This window comes from Stutzerimonas sp. KH-1 (assembly GCF_054483855.1).
This window is the reverse complement of the sequence record NZ_CM137011.1, coordinates 2,180,639-2,197,333: the sequence shown is the minus strand read 5'-3', so window position 1 is coordinate 2,197,333 and position 16,695 is coordinate 2,180,639. Positions and strand designations below refer to the sequence as shown.

The window sequence follows — 16,695 nt, the reverse complement described above, 5'->3', positions numbered from 1 at the left end:
TCAGATGAAGCGCACGGAGGCGCTGCCGATGCCGCCGATCTCGACGCGCATGAAATCACCGGCCTTGACCGGTTCCAGCGGAACCAGCGAGCCGGACAGGATCACTTCGCCGGCCTTGAGGCCAATGCCGAAGTGGCCGAGGGTGTTGGCCAGCCAGGCCACGCAGTTGACCGGCGAGCCGAGCGCAGCCGCTCCAGCGCCGGTGGAGAGCAGCTGGCCGTTCTTCTCAACCAGCATGCCGCAGGTGACCAGATCGACCTGGCGCGGTGAGACGGCCTGGTCCCCCAGCACGAACAGCCCGCAGGAGGCGTTGTCCGCGACGGTGTCCTGGATCTTGATCTTCCAGTCCTGGATGCGCGAATCGACCACTTCGAAGCAGGGGATCACGCATTCGGTGGCAGCCAGCACGTCGGCGTTGGTCACGCCCGGCCCCATCAAATCCTTCTTGAGGATGAAGGCGATCTCGCCCTCGGCGCGTGGCTGGATCAGCCGCTCGCTGATCGGCATTGCCTCGCCGCTGTTGTAGACCATGGCATCGGTGAGGTAGCCGAAGTCCGGCTGGTGCACGCTGAGCATGTTCTGCACGGCCTTGCTGGTGACGCCGATCTTCTTGCCGATCACCCGCTCGCCGGCCGCCAGGCGGCGTTCGAGCATGCGCAGGGAGATGTGGTAGGCGTCCTCGACCGTGATGTCGAAGCCGCGGCTGGTCAGCGGCGACACGGTCTCGCGCTGGACCATCGCCTGGTAGAGCTCGTCGCCGAGTTCGTTGATCAATGTCTTGTCCATATCGGTCTCTCTCAGGAATGGAGGGCGTCGGCCTCGGCGAGGAAATTCTCGACCAGGCGGGCGAAACGCTCGGCGTGTTCGATCTGGGTCCAGTGGCCGCAATGGCCAAAGACGTGGAGTTGGGCGTTGGGAATCCACTGCGCGAGGGTCAGCGAAGCCTGCAGCGGGATGATCCGATCCTCGCGGCCATGGATGACCAGGGTTTCGTGGGGCAGGGCGCGGATATCGGCCTCGTTGCTGGCCAGATCGTCGACTCCGTTCTGCCGTGGCGGCGGGAACATCGCGGCGAACGACTCCTGGAAGCCCGGGCGGATGCTGGCTTGGTAGCGCAGCTCGGCCAGCTCGTCGTTGACCAGGGTGCGGTCGTGGGCGAACAGATCGAGCAGCCTGCGCATGTTGGCCAGCGACGGCGTGTAGCCCCACGCCATTTCCAGCCCCTCGGTGATCGGAAAGGCCACGCCGACGCTGCCCATCAGCACCAGCCGGCGCACGCGCTCGGGGTGACGGATGGCCAGTGCCAGCGCCAGCCCGCCGCCGAACGAGTTGCCGACGATGTCGCCCTGCTGGATGCCGAGGGCGTCGAGCACGCCGATGGCATGCTCGACCCAGCGCGCCTGGCTGTATTGTCCATCGGCCGGACGTTCGCTGTAGCCGAAGCCGAGCATGTCCGGAGCGACCACCCGGCGCGTCTGCGCCAGCTGCGGAATGATCCCGCGCCAGTTGGCCCAGGCGGTGACGCCCGGCCCGGAGCCGTGGATCAGCAGAACCGGGAAGCCTTCGCCCTGATCATGCAGGTTGGTGCGGTAGCCAGCGGCGAGGATTTCGCGACCGATTTCAGGGCTTTGCTGCGGTGCGTTCATGGCCAGCTCCTCAGAGTTTCACACAGATGTTTTTCAGCTCGGTGTAGAATTCCAGCGAGTGCACACCCCCTTCCCGGCCTATACCCGACTGCTTGCTGCCGCCGAAGGCGGTACGCAGATCGCGCAGGAACCAGCTGTTAACCCAGACGATGCCGGCCTCCAGTTGCCCGGCGACGCGGTGCGCGCGCGAGGTGTTCTCGGTCCAGATGGTCGCCGCCAGGCCATAGGGTAGGCTATTGGCCAACTCGACGGCTTCTTCCTCGCGGTCGAACGGGCGGATATGGCAGCAGGGCCCGAAGATTTCCTCGGTGACCACCGCGGCACCGTCGGCCAAGCCGGTCCAGATGGTCGGTTGCACCCAGGCGCCGCCAGCCAGTTCGGCCGGCATCTCGGGCACGCCGCCGCCGGTGACCACTGTGGCGCCCTCATCAACCGCCTTCTGGTAATAGGAGAGGACCTTCTCGCGGTGCTGCAGGCTGATCAACGGGCCGAAGTTGGCCTGCGGGTCATCCGGCGTACCTATCACCAGGCTCTCGGCGCCGGCCTTGAGGCGGGCGACAAACTCATCGAAGATCGGCCGCTCGACATACAGGCGCTCGGTGCCCAGGCAGACCTGGCCGCCGTTGGCGAACACCGACCGCATGCTGCCTTCGATGGCCTTGTCCAGGTCGCAGTCGGCGAAGACGATGCCGGCGTTCTTGCCGCCCAGTTCGAAGGACACCGGCCGCACACCCTTGGCCGCCGCGCGCATGATCGCCTCGCCGGTGCGGGTTTCGCCGGTGAAGGTGATGGCGTTGACGTCCGGGTGCTCGGTGAGGAAGGCGCCGGCCGAATCCGGGCCGAAGCCATGCACCACGTTGTACACCCCAGCCGGCACGCCGGCCGCCTGCATCACCTCGCCGAGCAGCGCGGTAGTCAGTGGGGTTTCCTCCGAGGGCTTGACCACCACCGTGTTGCCGCAGGCCAGGGCCGGGCCGACCTTCCAGGTCATCAGCAGTAGCGGCAGGTTCCACGGGCTGATCACCCCGATCACCCCCTTGGGGCGGCGCACCGCGTAGTTGATCGCGCCACTACCATCCGGCGTGGCCATCTCGAAGGCTTCGGTGGCGACGTTCTTCAGTAGGTCGGCGAAGACCTTGAAGTTGGCCGCACCGCGCGGGATGTCGATATGGCTGGCGAGCGACTTGGGCTTGCCGGTATCCAGGCATTCCGCTTCGAGGAACTCGTCGAAACGTGCGGTGATGCCGTCGGCCACGCGGTGCAGGATCTCCGCCCGCTCGCTCACGCTCATCTTGCCCCAGGGGCCTTTCAGCGCGGCGCGTGCGGCCTGCACCGCTGCGTCGACTTCGGCGCGACCAGCTTCGTGAACACGGGCAATCACCTGGCCATTAGCGGGGTTGACGTCCTCGAAGGTGCGGCCGCTGGCCGAGCCGACGAAGGCGCCGTTAATGAAGTGCTTGATCTCTTTCATCTATGCAATCTCTGCAAAAGGCCAGACAGGCTGGTTTCAGGTCAGCACGGTCAGGAAGCGTTCGTTGAGCACACGGTCGTGGTAGAAGATCGCCTTGCCCAGATCCTTGGCCAGCCAGGTCACGGGTTTGTGGTCCTGGTAGTTGTAATCGCCGCCACAGAACACCTCGTTGCGGTTGCCCGAAGGGTCGAAGAAGTAGATGGTCTTGCCGTGAGTCAGGCCGTGTCGGGTCGGGCCTATGTCGATAGAGGTATCGGTCATGGAGATCAGGTCGGCTGCGCGCAGCACGTCCTCCCAGGTTTCCAGGAAGAACGACACATGGTGGAACTTGCCCTTCTCCGGGCAATGGATGAAGGCCACGTCGTGCGCCTTGGTCGACAGGCTGAGGAACTGGGCGACGCGCGTGCCATTTTCGTCCAGCACCTGTTCGGCCAGATAGAAGCCGAGCACCTTGGTGAACAGGTCATAGGTCGCCGGCAATTCGTCGCCATACAGTAGGCAATGATCGAAACGCACAGCCGCCATGCCTTTCAGATCGCGCGGCCATGCCTCGGGATTGACCTCATTCACACCCCACTTTCCAGTATATTCCTTGTCTGCATACAACTCGAAGTGATGCCCGGAGGGTGCCTGGAAGCGCACGCGCCGGCCACAACTGTTCAGCTCACCTGCGGGTAGCTGCTCAACGGCACAGCCATATGCCGTCAGATCCCGCTCCAGTTGCCGGAGAGCATCCTCATCCACAACCTTGAAACCCATAAAATCCATACCAGGTTCGTCGGCTTCGCGTAGCACCACGGAGAATTTGTCAACTTCGGTCCAAGCCTTGAGATAGACACGGCCCTGATCGTCACGGTCCATCTCGATCAGGCCCAGCAACTCGACGTAGTGTTCCAGGGCCTTGCTCATGTCCAGTACACGCAGCTGCACATGGCCGGGGCGCATTATACCTTTGTTCATGACGTCACCTTTTCTCTTTGTTGTGGGTCGACCGTATTTTCATAGCACGGCTTTGAATAACGCTCGATACATAGATCGCTACGGGCAAACAGTCGGCAGGCCAGGGCGTAGCCTTGTTCGCGGGCCTCTACCGGTACGTGCTTGCAGCTCATACGCCCGCATTCGTAATCACCGGTCAGCACCCGCACCTTACACAGGCCGCACCCGCCGCCGCGACAGCCAACTGGTAGGCAGTGCTTGTTCTGGGCCTCCATAGCACGAAGCACTGACTGCTGCGGCTGGCAGACGAAGCTCTCCCCATCAGGCCGTACAGTGATTTCAAAGACCGTTGGCATCCCGCCTCCGTCGACATGTGCGTCAGTGGGCACCGCTGCAGGACCTCCAAATACAAGTCCTGACCAGTTTGGCGATCGCTAGGGAAGTATTGATTGTCATCGCGGGAGCGCTGATTATTAAGGTGTAACGGAACGAACTCTTGTTATTGGTTTGCATTGTTCTCTCTAGCGATGCTCTTTGGCGCAGCATGTATGAAATCCTAATGGGTTACCGTGGTATCTGCGGTCCACTGGCACCAATGCGGTGGCTGCCTGTGCTTAGATCAGAATCTAACTATATTTACAGATCCAACGGCTCCCATGGGCGTCGGCCTAGCGGCTGAAACAAAGTGATATTTTGCACCTAGCACTAAACGCAAGCCTATGTGCATCACGTAACCCGTTCGCAGAAAACACTTCAATTACTCGCCTTCGAAACCTTAGCCACTATCGACACGGCCTCTTACCCTTGACGCAGCGCAATTTGCTCATGCGCCTCCCAGCCCATGCGCAGTCGGGCCTCAGCCACATCGGCATCGAGATCATGGTTCCATAGCCAGTCGAAACGAGTCGCCAGTATTTCCCCCACCAGCTGTTCGTCCGCACCTACAATGGGGTCGCGCAACTCGTATAACTCGCCGGTTTCCACAGTGGTTCGTTGCACACGACAGGCATGAGGGCGGCGCAGGTCGTCGTAAGCTCCAAGCAGCTCGGGGAGGTTGCCTGTTTCGGTCCGACTATCGCCCAACAGCCGGGCGAGGAAATAGGCGTCCTCAAGCCCTTGCCCTGCACCGGCCCCTTGGTGCGGCAGCATGGCGTGCGCTGCGTCGCCGATCAGGGCAACCCGACCGTGTACGTAGCCTGGCAGTTCCGGCAGGTCATGCAGTGCCCAGAGAGTTGGCGCCGGGATGCACTCCAGTAAGGCGCGCGGGGCATCGCCCCAGCCCGCGAACGCATCGAGCATCTCGCGCTGGCTCGCTTCCCGTACCCAGGGAGCGTCCGCGGGCCAAGTCGGTTCCGGCTGGCTACGGTCGGAGGTGAACGCTACCACGTTGACAATGCGGCCTTTTCTCACCGGGAAGGTAAGAATATGGCCATCGAGCCCTAAGTACATCTGCGGGACATCCACCAAGTGCTCGTCAATGCCCTTTATTCTAAAGGCTTCGCGCAGTTGCAGGCTATCTACCATGCCCCGGTATGCACAGGTACCGCTAAAACGTGGTTCTAGATGATCCAGCCCCTGACCTTCCAGCACATAGCTACGAAGCGCTGACTTAATGCCGTCGGCGCCGATTAGAAGATCGCAGCGGTACTCTGTGCCGTCGGCGAATAGCACTTGCAGTTCATCACCCTGCTGCTCGATTTGGGTGGCACGCTTCCTAAATTGGGCGATACCTTCTGGAAGGTGTCTTACTAGGGCGTCAAGGAAATCAGCCCGGTGTACAGAGGACTGACCTACGCCCGGCCCAATGGTGGCGCCTAGATAGCTAGCATCGCTACCGCGCCGCCATTCAAACCAAATATCCTCCCAAGGCTGCGGAGTCCGATCAGCAACCTGAAAGTAGGATTGACCCAAACCCAAACCGACAATGGCGCGCACTGCGTTAGGCCCGAAGGACACACCAGCACCGACTTCACCGAACGCCGGGGCAGCCTCGAATAGCTGCACATTAAGATGGGAGTGTTTGCACAAGCTCAATGCCAAGGCAAGGCCTGAAATTCCGCCGCCGACTATAGCGACGCGCAAGGCTGGTTTCTTACCGTTCATGTCGTTCATGCAATACCTGTCATGACTTTATTATTGGGATATCTCCAACAGTAGCGAAGCCATAACTATTGATAAATACACTAATCCCTATATTATATATTCATAGTGAGAATGTCCGATGCTGCCGCTCTGGCAGGACCACGTCAACAGCATAGCGAGGCTCCATGGAACTGCATGACCTGGATTTAAACCTGCTGGTAGTATTCAACCAGTTGATGGTCGACAAGCGTGTCTCTATCGTCGCGCAAAGCCTAGGCCTAACCCAACCTGCCGTAAGCAACGCCCTGAAGCGCCTGCGCACCGCACTGCAGGACGAACTATTCGTGCGTACCCACCAAGGCATGGAGCCTACGCCCTATGCTGCACATTTAGCTGAGCCTATCGCCCATGCCATGCACAGTCTGCGCGAAGCGCTACATCACGAAGAGCGTTTCGATCCTTTAACCAGCGAGCGTACCTTCACCTTGGCCATGACCGACATTGGTGAGATATATTTCATGCCGCGGTTAATAGATGCGCTCACTCGTAAGGCCCCCCATTGCACAATCAGCACGGTACGCGGCAGCTCGGTGAGTTTGGGACAGTCGTTACTAGACGGTACAGTAGATTTGGCCGTAGGCCTGCTACCCAACCTACAGGCCGGCTTCTTACAGCGTCGGCTTCTCCATAACCGCTACGTGTGCTTGTGCCGTAAGAACCACCCGGCCACCAGAGAGCCACTGACCTTGGAGCGCTTCTGTGCCTACAGCCATATACGTGTCATCGCCGCCAGCACTGGCCACGGCGAAGTAGATTCCCATATGGCGCGAGCTGGCATCCGGCGGGACATTCGCCTAGAGGTTCCGCACTTCGTCGCCGTCGGCCATATCCTCCAGCATACGGAGCTACTCGCCACCGTACCTGAGCGCTTCGCTGACTGCTGTGTAGAGCCCTTCGGTTTGAGCGTGCTGCCAATCCCCATCGACCTACCAGAAATCCCCATTAACATGTTCTGGCACGCAAAATATCACAAGGACCTAGCCAACATCTGGTTGCGACAACTGATGTTCGAGCTGTTTTCGGATTGAGTGACAATCCGGGGTGATCGATACGTAAGCGTACGCCGAACTCACCTTGCGTGATTCAGGCAGGTACCCACTGATGCGGCAGCAGTTGGCCGATCTTACTGGCCCGCTGCGTAGGCAGTCGTGTCAGCACGTCCTTGAGATAGGCATACGGATCATGTCCGTTCATGCGGGCCGACTGGATCAGGCTCATGATCGCCGCCGCTCGTTTGCCGCTGCGTAGCGACCCGGCAAACAACCAGTTCGATGGACTTGCCCCTACCAAACCGGACACCAACTCCCCGTTGATGCTACTGCCAAGCGCCTGAATTCCCTCGGCGAGCGATATTTCAAAGCGCTGTGCGGATGCTGCTCGTTCTAATCAACATAAGCAGCCTCGACAAGGCCGCGACGTTAGCCCAGGTGGGTCAGTTTTACATCGGCCTTGACACATGCAGCTGCATACTTTCCCCTCAATATTCATGCCGGCGATGATATCTATACAAATTCGCTTATTTACTTATATAACAGCCTTCTCTATTTTTCACCCAACGGCATCATTAATGGGAGCGTGGTCAGAGCGGGCTCTCACGCCACGGCATGAGACGCTGCAACTCACCGCCCCTGTTAAGGAAACTCTGAAGAAGACTTCCTGATTTGGCAAAATGCCCAGACTCTCCACCCGCCCGAGTTTCCGATGAAGCAGATGACCTTCGCCGACGCCGAGTACGCCGGTAAGCGCAAGCAGACCCGCAAGGAATTGTTCCTGATCGAGATGGATCGGGTTGTGCCATGGAAGGGTTTGATTGCCTTGATCGAGCCGTATTACCCCAAGGGCGAAGGCGGCCGACCCGCCTATCCGCTGATGGCGATGCTGCGCGTACATCTGATGCAAAACTGGTTCGGCTACAGCGATCCGGCGATGGAGGAAGCGCTGTACGAGACCACCATCCTGCGTCAGTTCGCCGGGTTGAGACTGGAGCGCATTCCGGACGAGACCACCATCCTCAATTTCCGCCGGCTGCTGGAGAAGCGTGAGTTGGCGGCCGGTATCCTTGGCGTGATCAATGGCTACCTGGGAGATCGCGGCCTGTCGCTGCGCCAAGGCACCATCGTCGATGCCACGCTGATCAATGCGCCGAGTTCGACCAAGAACAAGGACGGCAAACGCGACCCGGAGATGCACCAGACCAAGAAGGGTAACCAATATTACTTCGGCATGAAGGCCCACATCGGAGTGGATGATGAGTCGGGTCTGGTACACAGCGTAGTCGGTACGCCAGCCAACGTGGCGGATGTCACTCAGGTCGACAAGTTACTGCACGGCGACGAAAACGTCGTTTGCGCCGATGCCGGCTACACGGGCGTCGAAAAGCGCTCCGAACATGAAGGCCGGGCGGTGATCTGGCAGGTCGCGGCACGCCGCAGCACTTACAAGAAGCTTGGCAAGAGCAGCCCGCTCTACAAAGCCAAGCGCAAGGTCGAGAAGGCCAAGGCGCAGGTGCGGGCGAAGGTCGAGCACCCGTTTCGGGTGATCAAGCGCCAGTTTGGTTACACCAAAGTTCGCTTTCGAGGGCTGGTGAAGAACACGGCGCAGTTAGTGACGCTGTTCGCCCTGTCGAACCTGTGGATGGCGCGCCGACATTTACTGGCGAATACAGGAGAGGTGCGCCTGTAATGTGGGAAATGGCCGGCGCGAGGTGCTCGCGGCGGCTAAAAATCCAGAAAAAATGGATGATTCGATCGTTTTTTAGACGAATCGCCGCTTTTAAAATTGGCAGGGCTGAAGTCAGCCAGAAATACGTGACTACTTCAGACCATCCTTATAAGAAAGAGATAATAATTATGAATGAAAAAGAAACCAATAAAATACGCCGCATTGCTGTGGTCGGTGGCGGCATCGGTGGCTTGACCTTTGCGATTGCGATGCGCCACCACGGTATCGACGTTGATATATACGAGCAAGCGGAGGAGTTGCGTGAGGTGGGTGCCGCGGTCGCATTATCCGCCAATGCCACGCGTTTTTATTATAACCACTGGGGTTTGGGCGAGGAGTTTGACGAGGCTGCGTTTGAAATCTCTGCTTTGATCTACCGGGACGGAAAGACTGGCCGTGAAATCGGCAGGCACGCCGGCGGGCTGGCGTATCGAGACCTTTTCGGCGGCCCATATCTCGGCATCCACCGGGCCGAGTTGCAACGAATCCTCTCCACCAAGGTGGGTATGGAACGCATCCACCTGAATAAACGCCTAGTAAATATCGATGACACTGGCGAACAGGTAGTGTTACATTTTAAGGATGGCAGCAAAGCGGAAGCCGATATAGTCATCGGTGCTGACGGGATGCGTTCCACCGTACGGAATTTGATGCTCGGCTATGAAGATTACATATACGCGGGGTACACAGCATTTCGTGGGATTGTTCCAATCGATAAAATACCGAGCATGCCTGATCCGACCGCTATTCAATTCTGGATGGGTGAGTCCGGCCACTGTCTTCACTACCCGATCGGCGGAGACAGAAAAGGAGACATCAATTTCTTTCTCGTAGAGCGCACTCCGACGACTTGGCCACTAAAACAGTCGACTGCGCCTACAGACGACGGTGAACAGCTACGCCTCTTCAAGGACTGGCATCCTGCTCTCGTCGAGATGATCGCTTCGAACACCTTGAAGACAGTAAATCAGCGATGGGGAATGGTTTATCGTATGACCCTTGGCCGCTGGAGCAAAGGTCGGGTAACGCTGCTCGGTGATGCTGCACATTCCCTAGTACCGCACCATGGACAGGGTGCCAACCAGTCGATCGAGGATGCCGTGGTCCTTGCTGACTGCATTGCCGCTGCGGGTTCCGCGTCGATTGCAGAAACCTTTGAACGTTACGAGCGACTGCGTCGTGGCCGGGCGCGCAAAGTTGTGTATGCGTCCGTGACCACTGGCGATATGTTGCACTTGCCACCGGGTGAAGAGAGGGATCGGCGCGATGCACGTCTTGCATCTCATGATGCCATGGTGCATCACCTCGATTGGATCCACGGCTTCGATGCTAGCGATCTCAACGAGCCGGATGAACGCCAGGGCGGCACCTGGTTGTGATGCGGGCTTTCTACGTCACCTCGGAATGTAATTTACCGTAGAAGACCTGTGGTGCAATGCTACTCACCTAAGCGGAGCAGCATTGCGATTAACCGGGAAGCGAGTTGTGGAAATCTTTACCATCCTGGGTCTTGATGGCCTAAGCCTCTTGGGGCACCTCTAAAAACACTCATCCGGACTGAGCCAGGATTCGAAAGTGCAGCTCCTTGGCATCCGAACGCCGACTTGGGCGCTCGCAGAGCATCGTGAATGGCCGGTTGCATCACGCAACCGGTGCCCGGTTCAGGTCATTTCCAGCAGGCTCGACACTATGACGACGTTTATATGAGGTTCACTTGTGTTAGCCGTACCCGCTCATCCCTAGCTAATCTCCGCCTTGATGCTGGCAGATTCAGTCTGGCCTCGCGGTTCGACCTACCGAAATATCGGCGGTAACATTGTCCCAGAGCTTCAGACCCGGCTGTTACCGGCCACGCCTGTCTGGGTAGGGAACGAGTGGTGGAACAGTCGGTTCCGTCGGGCGTTAACCTGCGGAACAGAAACCCATGCGACTTTCGGGTCGCACTGCCGAAGTAATATTGGTTACCCTTCTTGGTCTGGTGCATCTCCGGGTCGCGTTTGCCGTCCTTGTTCTTGGTCGAACTCGGCACATTGATCAGCGTGGCATCGACGATGGTGCCTTGGCGCAGCGACAGGCCGCGATCTCCCAGGTAGCCATTGATCATGCCAAGGATACCGGCCGCCAACTCATGCTTCTCCAGCAGCCGGCGGAAATTGAGGATGGTGGTCTCGTCAGGAATGCGCTCCAAGCTCAACCCGGCGAACTGACGCAGGATGGTGGTCTCGTACAGCGCTTCTTCCATCGCCGGATCGCTGTAGCCGAACCAGTTTTGCATCAGATGTACGCGCAGCATCGCCATCAGCGGATAGGCGGGTCGGCCGCCTTCGCCCTTGGGGTAATGCGGCTCGATCAAGGCAATCAAACCCTTCCATGGCACAACCCGATCCATCTCGATCAGGAACAATTCCTTGCGGGTCTGCTTGCGCTTACCGGCGTACTCGGCGTCGGCGAAAGTGATCTGTTTCATCGGAAACTCGGGCGGGTGGAGAGTCTGGGCATTTTGCCAAATCAGGAAGTCTTCTTCAGAGTTTCCTTAATGAGCTTCCCCCGTTGCCAACCAATGTGCAAGCGGGCTGCGCAAGATCACTGCCGGTCGTATCGATTGCGGCACTCGGCTTGATCGAGCGTCTCTACGTGCTGTCACCGGACCGCCTATCGCGAAAGTACGCGCACCAGGTTCTTCTCATCGAGGAACTGTCGGCGTTCGGCGTCGAGGTCGTGATTCCTCAATCACGCCATCGGCGCGACCCCGGAAGAGGCGCTGTTGCTGCAGATGCAGGGCATGATCGCTGAATACGAGCGCGCCAAGATCATGGAGCGCAATCGTCGCGGCAAGCTTCATGGCGCGAAGCGCGGCAGTGTCAATGTGCTCTCGACGGCGCCCTATGGGTGATCTGGCAGGTCGCGGCACGCCGCAATACTTACAAAAAGCTTGGCAAGAGCAGCCCGCTCTACAAAGCCAAGCGCAAGGTCGAGAAGGCCAAGGCGCAGGTGCGGGCCAAGGTCGAGCACCCGTTTCGGGTGATCAAGCGCCAGTTTGGTTAGTAAGCGCTCCATAAACCCCATCTTCAAACGAACCGATAGCCAGACGATGCTGCGCTCCTGATTTCTTTTCAGGAGCAGCTGCCATGATGCGTCCCGACGCCAAGGTGCAGAAGGTCTATCTCTATCCCAAGCCTGTCGACTTTCGTAAATCCATCAACGGCCTGGCGGCACTCGTCGAGTTGGATATAAAGGTGGAAGTGTTCAACCCGGTACTGTTCGTGTTCCTCAATCGCAGCCGCAACCAGGTGAAGATCCTCTATTGGGAGCGTAATGGTTTCTGCCTGTGGCTCAAACGCCTAGAGGCCGAGCGCTTCAAGACCAAGCCCGATGCCGGCGATGAGCCCATCGAGCTGACGGTCGACGAATTGAACTGGCTGCTCGACGGCATCGACCTCTGGCGAAACCGCCCTCATCAAGTCCTGACGCCGCGTTACGTGGCCTGAGCCGGTATAATCCACGGCCATGATTGCCGTGCCCGATACCCTTCCTGACGATCCCGACGCGCTCAAGCAGTTGCTGTCGCAAGTGTTGCTGGCACGTCAATCTGATCTGAACAAAATCAGTCAACTTCAGGAACAGGTCGCTCTGCTGCGCCACAAACTGTTCTCGCCGAAGTCAGAGCGCAGCCCCGAGGATGCGCGACTCGCCGCAGTTGGCCATGTTCAACGAGGCCGAAGAGCTGGTCGAAGAGGGTGCTTGCACTGACGAGCCAGGCGGTGATGGAGCTGAGGCAGAAGAGGTTATGGTGCCGCTCAAGCGCCGTGGCAAGCGCAAGCCGCTGCCGGCCAAGCTACCGCGTATTGACGTCATTCACGAACTGCCCGAGCACGCGCTGACCTGCGAGTGCGGCTGCCGCAAGCAGGCCATCGGCGAAGAAACCAGCGAGCAGCTGGAGATCATCCCGATGCAGGTGCGGGTGATCCGCCATATCCGCAAGACCTATGCCTGCAAGGCCTGCGAAGCGGCACCGGTCACCGCCGACAAGCCAGCCCAGCTGATCGAGAAAAGCCTGGCCAGCCCCAGCGTGCTGGCGATGCTGCTGGCCACCAAGTACGCCGACGGCATCCCGCTGTACCGCTTCGAGAGGATGCTCAGCCGGCACGGCATCGACATCTCTCGCCAGACCCTGGCGCGCTGGGTAATCCAGTGCGGCGAACAGCTGCAACCCGTGATCAACCTGATGCGCGACCGGCTGCTCGACTACCCGGTGCTGCACTGCGACGAAACCCGGCTGCAGGTACTGCATGAGCCGGGTCGTGACCCCACCACGCAATCCTGGATGTGGGTGCAAAGCGGTGGGCCACCCGACAAACCGGTGATCCTGTTCGACTACTCATCCAGCCGTGCGCAGGAAGTACCGCTGCGCCTGCTCGCAGGCTACCGCGGCTACCTGATGACTGACGACTATGCCGGCTACAACGCCGTGGCCGCACAAGAGGGCATCGAACGCCTGGCCTGCTGGGCGCATGCGCGACGCAAGTTCGTCGAAGCACAGAAGGTGCAGCCCAAGGGCAAGACCGGGCGCGCCGACATCGTGCTGAACCTGATCAATAAGCTTTACGGCATCGAGCGTGAGCTGAAAGAAGCCGACGACAGCGGGCGCCTCGCCGCCCGCCAGCAGCGCAGCCGACCGATCATCGACCAACTTAAGACCTGGCTGGACAAGACCCAACCACAGGTCGCCGGACAGACCGCCCTGGGCAAGGCGGTGAACTACCTGGCCAGCAACTGGAGCCGCTTGGTGCGCTACCTCGAAGGCGGCCACCTGCCAATCGACAACAACCGCGCCGAGAACGCCATCCGCCCGTTCGTCATCGGCCGCAAGAACTGGCTGTTCAGCGACACCCCGAAAGGCGCCAGGGCCAGCGCGCAGATCTACAGCCTGATCGAAACCGCCAAGGCCAACGGCCAGGAACCTTACGCCTGGCTGCGCCACATCCTCGAACGCCTGCCGACCGCCAGCAGCGTAGACGACTGCGAAGCACTGCTGCCATGGAACTGCTCGCCAGCAACTGCATCCTGACTTGCGAACCTTGTTAGCGGTAGGTGGGTTTATGGAGCGCTTACGTCGCGGCACGCCGCAGCACTTACAAGAAGCTTGGCAAGAGCAGCCCGCTCTACAAAGCCAAGCGCAAGGTCGAGAAGGCCAAGGCGCAGGTGCGGGCGAAGGTCGAGCACCCGTTTCGGGTGATCAAGCGCCAGTTTGGTTACACCAAAGTTCGCTTTCGAGGGCTGGTGAAGAACACGGCGCAGTTGGTGACGCTGTTCGCCCTGTCGAACCTGTGGATGGCGCGCCGACATTTACTGGCGAATACAGGAGAGGTGCGCCTGTAATGCGGGAAATGGCCGCCGCGAGGTGCTCGCGGCGGCTAAAAACCCAGAAAGAATGGATGATTCGATCGTTTTTTAGACGAATCGCCGCTTTTGAAATTGGCAGGGCTGAAGTCAGCCAGAAATACGTGACTACTTCAGACCGTCCTTAGCGGTAGGTGGGTTTATGGAGCGCTTACTTTGGTTACACCAAAGTTCGCTTTCGAGGGCTGGTGAAGAACACGGCGCAGTTGGTGACGCTGTTCGCCCTGTCGAACCTGTGGATGGCGCGCCGACATTTACTGGCGAATACAGGAGAGGTGCGCCTGTAATGCGGGAAATGGCCGCCGCGAGGTGCTCGCGGCGGCTAAAAATCCAGAAAGAATAGATGATTCGATCGTTTTTTAGACGAATCGCCGCTTTTAAAATTGGCAGGGCTGAAGTCAGCCAGAAATACGTGACTACTTCAGACCATCCTAGTCAACCAGATCGCTATTGCCCCCGAAGATCGAGCCAACAAAGACAGCGGCTAAAATTAATTAGTACGAACTTCAGATGCTCACGATAGCGATTTAATCAGAATGAATAATTATAGGCTAAGACGAAATTATCTTGCGACATGGACGATCTCACGGGCGACGAGGTGTTGTAAGCCGATCGATTGGTCATACTTTGCTCGAAGGCATGCGAATACGCAGCATCGAACCTACCCGATTTTGATACTTGGTAGCTGAATCCCAAGGAAGCGTGTTTCCGCAAAATACCCGGAACTAGCGCCAACAATCCCTCATCATTAAAGGGCTGCGTCGCCTGACGGTAACCTGCTCGCACTGTTAAATTCGGGGTAGCTGCATACGAAGCCCCAATCGCCACTATTGTTGAATCCTTGGCATTTTGAGGAAGTCTTAAGTCGACATCACCAACATCACTAGAAAACCCTACCTTTATATCCTTCCAGGCATCCTTCCAAAAAACGCGAGACACATCAACAGCAACGAGTAATTTGTCCGTAACTTGGTGGCTCAGACCCACGTCAAGTTTGGCAGGGGTATTAAAGTCTAAAACACGAACCTCGCCCTCGATAGGCACATTACCGATGAGGCCATCTACCGCGGTAACAGTCCCCTTCCCTTTCAAATCGTTCATATGGCTTTTGAGCATGTAGGAGATACCCAACTTGGTCGTTGGCGTAATCTTATATAGCAAACCTAACCTACCCGAGTATCCCCAACCATCGACACCACTCGCAAGTTCCTTGTTTTGGCTAACGCTCAAATGCACACCCCGCGGGTCGGGTAAAGTGCCGATCAAGCCCAACAGCGAACCGGACACACGCCCATCACCGGCGAGACTACCCAACTGGCTCGTTCCCAGCAAATAATCGAGATTCAAACCACTCCATTTTGCATCTAGCGATCCACCGATAACAAGACGATCGTTAATCTTAAAACTCACGGCAAAAGGTATGTCAAGTACAAACAAGCGACTGGCGTTCTCAAGGCCGGTATCAGCATCGGCGGCATAGCCCATTCCGCCAATATCGCCGCGGGACAAAAAACTGTCCTTCCCATACTCGACCCCTATCCCCGCTTGTGCGAATATGCCCGCGCCAAAGGTCCAGTTAGAAACTTTACGGATAAAAGCAAGCTGAGGGGCAACATAGGGGCCTCTATTATTAGAATGCCGACTTGATGACGCTTTCTCGCCTGTACCAAGATTGGTGGCGCTGATATCTGTGGTAACCACATCTAGCCCTAGCAGTATTTCACCTGTCGCATCAGACAAGTCCATTGTCGCTGGGTTGACCATCATTGACGCGGGCCCGACATAATGAGCAACAGCCGTACCGCCCATGCTTCTGGAAACCGCGCCAAAGCCCTCCAAAAACACACCTTCCGTCGCTACCGCATGGCTTGACGCAATACCCAAGATCGCAGCACTAATTGTTTTATTGAGTAAATTTGTTTTTTTAATCATATGTTCCACCGTTTATTAATTTTGTTTTTGGGATACAACATCACTAAAAGCAAACTGCCCGCAACCTTAGAAAAGCCCACACGAGCCGCGTAATTCTACCAGCACGTTTCAACCAATATGGAGCACCGGCTTGAGCGTGACCCCTTCTTCCGAGTCTTCGGCGGCTCGATTGATTTCCTCAAAAGGATAAAACTTAATTAGCTTGTAAAATAGAAACTTCCCCTGGCGATAAAGTTCCACCAACCTCGGAATAAAAATATCTGAAATCGACTGATCTTCGACGATTCCACGAAGCTTACGATTGAATAGCAGGAACTACACCAGGCCCTTCATGCCCTAAAACCATCGGGAGCGGAACCGGATAATGCTGATCGCGACAAATCAGATCCGTATGACACAACCCGGTCGCAACCAATATAACGAGAACTTGATCTTCTGCAGCTC

The 16,695-nt window shown here is 57.9% G+C and carries 13 protein-coding genes and 6 pseudogenes; 9 read left to right on the top strand and 10 right to left on the bottom strand.

What is annotated here, in order from left to right:
- The 6 genes from dmpE to salA all read right to left on the bottom strand — a co-directional run bounded on the left by dmpE (position 1) and on the right by salA (position 6,168).
- Positions 1-786, bottom strand: coding sequence for a 2-oxopent-4-enoate hydratase (dmpE, locus tag ACX1DW_RS10550; RefSeq protein ID WP_003292096.1), 786 nt, complete (start codon positions 784-786; stop codon positions 1-3).
- Between the two features lie 11 nt (positions 787-797).
- Positions 798-1,646, bottom strand: coding sequence for an alpha/beta fold hydrolase (locus tag ACX1DW_RS10545; protein WP_003292095.1), 849 nt, complete (start codon positions 1,644-1,646; stop codon positions 798-800).
- A 10-nt stretch (positions 1,647-1,656) separates the two neighbouring features.
- Entirely contained in the window at positions 1,657-3,117 is a 1,461-nt protein-coding gene (locus tag ACX1DW_RS10540) for a 2-hydroxymuconic semialdehyde dehydrogenase (RefSeq protein ID WP_033045116.1), read from the bottom strand.
- A gap of 36 nt (positions 3,118-3,153) precedes the next feature.
- Positions 3,154-4,077 carry a catechol 2,3-dioxygenase gene (locus tag ACX1DW_RS10535; protein WP_458993339.1) on the bottom strand — a complete coding sequence of 308 codons (924 nt, stop codon included), beginning with the start codon at positions 4,075-4,077 and terminating at the stop codon, positions 3,154-3,156.
- The gene (locus ACX1DW_RS10530; protein WP_003292091.1) at positions 4,074-4,412 is read right to left on the bottom strand and encodes a 2Fe-2S iron-sulfur cluster binding domain-containing protein; all 339 of its coding nucleotides are present in this window, start codon (positions 4,410-4,412) and stop codon (positions 4,074-4,076) included. Before ACX1DW_RS10530 ends, ACX1DW_RS10535 begins: the two co-directional genes overlap by 4 nt.
- A gap of 442 nt (positions 4,413-4,854) precedes the next feature.
- Positions 4,855-6,168 carry a salicylate 1-monooxygenase gene (salA, locus tag ACX1DW_RS10525; RefSeq protein ID WP_458993338.1) on the bottom strand — a complete coding sequence of 438 codons (1,314 nt, stop codon included), beginning with the start codon at positions 6,166-6,168 and terminating at the stop codon, positions 4,855-4,857.
- 155 nt (positions 6,169-6,323) lie between these two features.
- Here salA and nahR point away from each other — a divergent pair, with 155 nt between their 5' ends.
- Entirely contained in the window at positions 6,324-7,226 is a 903-nt protein-coding gene (gene nahR, locus ACX1DW_RS10520) for an HTH-type transcriptional activator NahR (RefSeq protein ID WP_003292087.1), read from the top strand.
- A 55-nt stretch (positions 7,227-7,281) separates the two neighbouring features.
- Here nahR and ACX1DW_RS10515 read toward each other — a convergent pair.
- Positions 7,282-7,470: pseudogene (locus ACX1DW_RS10515) on the bottom strand (transposase domain-containing protein); the annotation flags it as partial.
- Positions 7,471-7,899: 429 nt separating this feature from the next.
- Here ACX1DW_RS10515 and ACX1DW_RS10510 point away from each other — a divergent pair.
- Both ACX1DW_RS10510 and ACX1DW_RS10505 read left to right on the top strand, forming a co-directional pair.
- Positions 7,900-8,880, top strand: a complete 981-nt coding sequence (locus tag ACX1DW_RS10510) for an IS5-like element ISAch1 family transposase (protein WP_014819624.1) — start codon at positions 7,900-7,902, stop codon at positions 8,878-8,880.
- Complete coding sequence (locus ACX1DW_RS10505) at positions 8,880-10,298, top strand: FAD-dependent monooxygenase (RefSeq protein WP_003292084.1); 1,419 nt, start codon at positions 8,880-8,882, stop codon at positions 10,296-10,298. Before ACX1DW_RS10510 ends, ACX1DW_RS10505 begins: the two co-directional genes overlap by 1 nt.
- Before the next feature lie 566 nt (positions 10,299-10,864).
- Here ACX1DW_RS10505 and ACX1DW_RS10500 read toward each other — a convergent pair.
- Positions 10,865-11,386 (bottom strand): annotated as a pseudogene (locus ACX1DW_RS10500) (IS5 family transposase); the annotation flags it as partial.
- A gap of 306 nt (positions 11,387-11,692) precedes the next feature.
- Between ACX1DW_RS10500 and ACX1DW_RS10495 the strand changes: the two are divergent.
- From ACX1DW_RS10495 to ACX1DW_RS10470, 6 genes and pseudogenes are all read left to right on the top strand, one after another.
- The gene (locus ACX1DW_RS10495) at positions 11,693-11,812 is read left to right on the top strand and encodes a hypothetical protein (RefSeq protein ID WP_313666383.1); all 120 of its coding nucleotides are present in this window, start codon (positions 11,693-11,695) and stop codon (positions 11,810-11,812) included.
- A pseudogene (locus tag ACX1DW_RS10490) lies at positions 11,809-11,961 on the top strand (transposase); the annotation flags it as partial. The gene ACX1DW_RS10495 and the pseudogene ACX1DW_RS10490, both read left to right, overlap by 4 nt.
- A gap of 86 nt (positions 11,962-12,047) precedes the next feature.
- The gene (gene tnpB, locus ACX1DW_RS10485; RefSeq protein ID WP_003292067.1) at positions 12,048-12,407 is read left to right on the top strand and encodes an IS66 family insertion sequence element accessory protein TnpB; all 360 of its coding nucleotides are present in this window, start codon (positions 12,048-12,050) and stop codon (positions 12,405-12,407) included.
- A gap of 19 nt (positions 12,408-12,426) precedes the next feature.
- Positions 12,427-13,987: pseudogene (gene tnpC / locus ACX1DW_RS10480) on the top strand (IS66 family transposase).
- 44 nt (positions 13,988-14,031) lie between these two features.
- A pseudogene (locus ACX1DW_RS10475) lies at positions 14,032-14,298 on the top strand (transposase); the annotation flags it as partial.
- A gap of 176 nt (positions 14,299-14,474) precedes the next feature.
- Positions 14,475-14,606, top strand: a pseudogene (locus tag ACX1DW_RS10470) (IS5/IS1182 family transposase); the annotation flags it as partial.
- Between the two features lie 244 nt (positions 14,607-14,850).
- Here the strand turns inward: ACX1DW_RS10470 and ACX1DW_RS10465 are convergent.
- Positions 14,851-16,251: an OmpP1/FadL family transporter gene (locus tag ACX1DW_RS10465; RefSeq protein WP_312538087.1), complete on the bottom strand. Its 1,401-nt coding sequence runs from the start codon at positions 16,249-16,251 to the stop codon at positions 14,851-14,853.
- Positions 16,252-16,546: 295 nt separating this feature from the next.
- Positions 16,547-16,651 carry an alcohol dehydrogenase catalytic domain-containing protein gene (locus ACX1DW_RS10460; RefSeq protein ID WP_180983588.1) on the bottom strand — a complete coding sequence of 35 codons (105 nt, stop codon included), beginning with the start codon at positions 16,649-16,651 and terminating at the stop codon, positions 16,547-16,549.
- Between the last annotated feature and the right edge of the window lie 44 nt (positions 16,652-16,695).

Excerpts from the sequence above, each read along its gene's own strand:
- dmpE (WP_003292096.1), bottom strand. The coding sequence starts at position 786 with ATGGACAAGACATTGATCAACGAACTCGGCGACGAGCTCTACCAGGCG.
- ACX1DW_RS10545 (WP_003292095.1), bottom strand. The coding sequence starts at position 1,646 with ATGAACGCACCGCAGCAAAGCCCTGAAATCGGTCGCGAAATCCTCGCC.
- ACX1DW_RS10540 (WP_033045116.1), bottom strand. The coding sequence starts at position 3,117 with ATGAAAGAGATCAAGCACTTCATTAACGGCGCCTTCGTCGGCTCGGCC.
- ACX1DW_RS10535 (WP_458993339.1), bottom strand. The coding sequence starts at position 4,077 with ATGAACAAAGGTATAATGCGCCCCGGCCATGTGCAGCTGCGTGTACTG.
- ACX1DW_RS10530 (WP_003292091.1), bottom strand. The coding sequence starts at position 4,412 with ATGCCAACGGTCTTTGAAATCACTGTACGGCCTGATGGGGAGAGCTTC.
- salA (WP_458993338.1), bottom strand. The coding sequence starts at position 6,168 with ATGAACGACATGAACGGTAAGAAACCAGCCTTGCGCGTCGCTATAGTC.
- nahR (WP_003292087.1), top strand. The coding sequence starts at position 6,324 with ATGGAACTGCATGACCTGGATTTAAACCTGCTGGTAGTATTCAACCAG.
- ACX1DW_RS10510 (WP_014819624.1), top strand. The coding sequence starts at position 7,900 with ATGAAGCAGATGACCTTCGCCGACGCCGAGTACGCCGGTAAGCGCAAG.
- ACX1DW_RS10505 (WP_003292084.1), top strand. The coding sequence starts at position 8,880 with ATGTGGGAAATGGCCGGCGCGAGGTGCTCGCGGCGGCTAAAAATCCAG.
- ACX1DW_RS10495 (WP_313666383.1), top strand. The coding sequence starts at position 11,693 with ATGCAGGGCATGATCGCTGAATACGAGCGCGCCAAGATCATGGAGCGC.
- tnpB (WP_003292067.1), top strand. The coding sequence starts at position 12,048 with ATGATGCGTCCCGACGCCAAGGTGCAGAAGGTCTATCTCTATCCCAAG.
- ACX1DW_RS10465 (WP_312538087.1), bottom strand. The coding sequence starts at position 16,251 with ATGATTAAAAAAACAAATTTACTCAATAAAACAATTAGTGCTGCGATC.